This window comes from bacterium (assembly GCA_040753085.1).
Taxonomy (GTDB): Bacteria; UBA9089; JASEGY01; order JASEGY01; family JASEGY01; genus JASEGY01.
This window is the reverse complement of record JBFMHI010000215.1, coordinates 1-3,435: the sequence shown is the minus strand read 5'-3', so window position 1 is coordinate 3,435 and position 3,435 is coordinate 1. Positions and strand designations below refer to the sequence as shown.

General features: G+C 44.5%; 3 protein-coding genes. All 3 read right to left on the bottom strand.

Going from position 1 to position 3,435, the window contains the following annotated elements; genetic code table 11:
- Positions 1–501, bottom strand: a 501-nt coding sequence (locus AB1797_13660) for a Uma2 family endonuclease (protein MEW5768632.1), incomplete at its 3' end; no start/stop codon positions are given.
- A 2-nt stretch (positions 502–503) separates the two neighbouring features.
- The gene (locus AB1797_13655) at positions 504–1,229 is read right to left on the bottom strand and encodes a GAF and ANTAR domain-containing protein (protein ID MEW5768631.1); all 726 of its coding nucleotides are present in this window, start codon (positions 1,227–1,229) and stop codon (positions 504–506) included.
- Positions 1,230–1,339: 110 nt separating this feature from the next.
- On the bottom strand, positions 1,340–3,085 hold the full coding sequence (locus AB1797_13650; protein MEW5768630.1) for an NAD+ synthase: 1,746 nt from the start codon (positions 3,083–3,085) through the stop codon (positions 1,340–1,342).
- Positions 3,086–3,435 lie beyond the last annotated feature (350 nt).

Below are 3,435 nucleotides of genomic sequence, written 5' to 3'. Positions count from 1 at the left end.
CTTGAGGGAAATTATCTCATCCCAATTAAATATCTCCGGTCCATTATACCTGTCACCTACCAGAGAGAATCTTTCAATATATTCCCTCTCAGGATAGACAATGATGTATTCTCTTACCCCAAATCTTTCATAAATATCTTTCTTCTCTCTTTTGTCCTTCACCTCAGTGTTAGGTGAAATCACCTCTACGATTAAATCAGGTGCGCCTTGAATATTGTCCTCAGTAATCTTAGCCCTGTCACACACAACAAAAACATCAGGTTGAACCACATTGTATTCATCAAACACCACATCTGTAGGGGCTATGCCTGTATAGCAGGCATTTTCTGGAGATGTTCTCAGCCTTATATAAAGATTGCCTGCAACATTCTGGTGGGTAACCTTTGGAGCAGGACTCATGTTGTATGCCTCACCATTTATAATCTCCCAGCTTTCCTCGTCAGGCCAGGTGAGATAATCCCGATAAGTGTATCTCTCTTCCTTTTTAAGGGCTAATCCCATGCTTAATCCCTCCCCTCGATTTCCTTGGTCAGAAGGATTGCCTCTGCAATCTCCCGCATAGACTTACGCATATTCATCGACTGCTGCTGAATCCTTCGATAAGCCTCTTCTTCTGAGAACCCCTGCTCTTTCATTAAGATGCCTTTGGCTTTTTCAATTAGCTTTCGGGTCTCCAGTTCCTCCTGAATGATCCTGGTTTTGACCATCAGGTCGGCGTTTTCAATGGTTACAGCCGCCTGATTGGCCACGGTGGTCAGCACATCGACCTCACTTTGGGTAAACTTATGAGGAAAAGAGGTGTAGCTAGTCAGGACCCCGATTACTTTTCCCTTAACAGATAAAGGAACACAGAGCAAAGAAACCAGACCTTCCTTTCGGGCCATTTCCTTATATTTATAGTCTTTCTCCTTTGTGACATCAGCCACTATTCGGGGATGATTTTCCTGGGCGACCTTTCCGGCGATTCCTTCCCCTATCTTCAAATTAGGCTTTTGGTTATAGGCTTCATAAAATTCCTTGCTGATAGAATTAGTCGCCCGGACAACCAATTCCTGCTTTTCTTCATCCAAAAGCATCAAAGAACATATCCTGGAGCCCATTACCTCTGCCGTGACAGTAGTAATAAGCCGGAGGATATCTTCCAGGTAGAGATTTGAGACAATGGCTTCGCTTACCTTAGAGATAGCCTTTAATCGCTTAGCATAAGATGGCCTTGATGACCGAGGCACTCAATTCACCCCACTTTCGCAAGCCGAAGGCTAACGACTGAAGGTAAAAGGCTTTTAGGGACAGCTTCCAGCCTATCCACCTGAAATTGGCAATAGCTTCCAGCAGTCAACTATTTCCAAAAACCATACCTGTTGGTAATCGGCATCCGCCGGTCTTTACCAAAGGCCTTGGGAGTTATTTTTATCCCTGGCGGGGCCTGTCTTCTTTTATACTCATTTCTATCCACCAGACTAATCACCTTTCTTACTACTCCCTCTTCAAAACCCATCTCCCTTATCTCTTCCGGACTTTTGTCTTCTTCCACATAGGCTTGCAAGATGGCATCCAATACAGGATAGGGCGGCAGTGCATCCCGGTCTTTTTGGTTCTCACACAGTTCGGCGGTTGGCTCTTTCTCAATGACCCTTTGAGGAATAACCTTTCCTAAGGAATTTCTAAACAGGCAGAGTTCATAAAGCAGGATTTTAGGCAGATCTTTGATCACGGCGAATCCGCCGGCCATATCGCCATAAAGCGTAGCATATCCGACACTTGTCTCCGATTTATTCCCGGTAGTCAAGACCAGGCAGCCAAACTTATTGGATAAGGCCATCAGGATATTCCCTCTAATTCTGGCCTGAAGATTCTCCTCGGTTATATCTTGAGGATACCCTTTAAATTGCCCGGACAGTACTTGACGATAGATGACAAAAATCTCCTGGATGGGGATGACCTTAAATTCAATCCCAAGATTTTGGGCTAATGCCCTGGCGTCTTCTTCACTCTCTTTAGATGAATATTGACTCGGCATAAATATCCCTGAAACATTTTCTTTTCCCAGGGCATCCACCGCAATAGCGGCCGTCAGGCTTGAATCCACTCCCCCACTCAGACCAATAACCACGCTTTTGAAACCGTTCTTTTTCACATAATCCTTGGTGCCTAATATTAAGGCCTGATAGACCTCTTTCACGGAATGAAAGGCCGTAATGTTTCTTTTCTCTATGGGGGGCTTTTTATCCGAAACAGGTGGAGAAGAAATCTCTATTTTTTCGACCGGCTTTCCATAAGAGGCTTCCATTTCAGCACTTCTCTTTTTCCATTCAGCATCGGCCAGTCTTGCCTGGGCCACCGCCTCGAGGTCTAAATCCGCCATTATCAGGTCTTCTTCAAATTGCCTTCCTTGCGTAATAAGCCTTCCGGCCTGGTCGAATATCATGCCGTGACCATCAAAGACCAACTCATCCTGCCCTCCCACCATATTGTTGTAAGCCACAATGGCTTTATTGTCCCTGGCCCTTTTCCTTAGCATCTCTTCTCTTTCTTTCCATTTCTCTTTATGATAGGGAGAAGCATTAATATTGACTATTACTTCGGCCCCACCCACTAAGGCCTGGATCTTGGCCGGCCCGGCTTCTTCCCAAATATCTTCACAGATGTTGACGCCCATAGCTACTCCATTAATGATAAAGACAGGTATTTCCTGGCCTTCCTGGAAGTATCTCTTTTCATCAAAGACGCCGTAATTGGGCAGATGTGTCTTGCGGTAAATACCGGCTACCGTTTGATCATGAATAATGGCCGCGGCGTTGTATAGTTTATCCTGCTGTCTATCCACAAATCCCACGATTATGGTTGGGCTGGCCTTAATTTCCGCAATCATTTTGAGACATTTGAGGTTATCTTTAATAAATTGGGCCTTATGTAAAAGGTCTTCAGGGGGATAACCGGTAATAGCCATCTCCGGGAAGGAGATTAGATCAACACCTGATTCTTCCGCTTTTTTAATATACTCGCAGATTTTACGAGTACTTCCGGTTAAGTCACCTACGGTGCAATTTATCTGGGCCATACCTATTCTTAAGGGCTTTAACATATTTTTCTCACCGATCTCTAAATATACCACGCCGTCAGAAGTCTGTCAATAAAAAAGGTAATCGTTCACCCCAGAGACACTGAGACACGGAGAATGATTTTAGATTTTTCTCAGTGTCTCTGTGTCTCCGTGGTGAGATGAACGGTTACTCCCCCTTTTCACTGACCCATTACCATTTCGGGCATCGTTTCAAAACTGAGGAATAGAAGCTTTACAATTTCCTCAAAGATGGTATACTTTGAATATATCCCAATCACACCACTAATCGGACTACTACAAGGAGGTTCAAATGAAGGATACCATCACTCTACGGGATACGCTTCCAACCAGTCTATCCATAACTGCTTTTG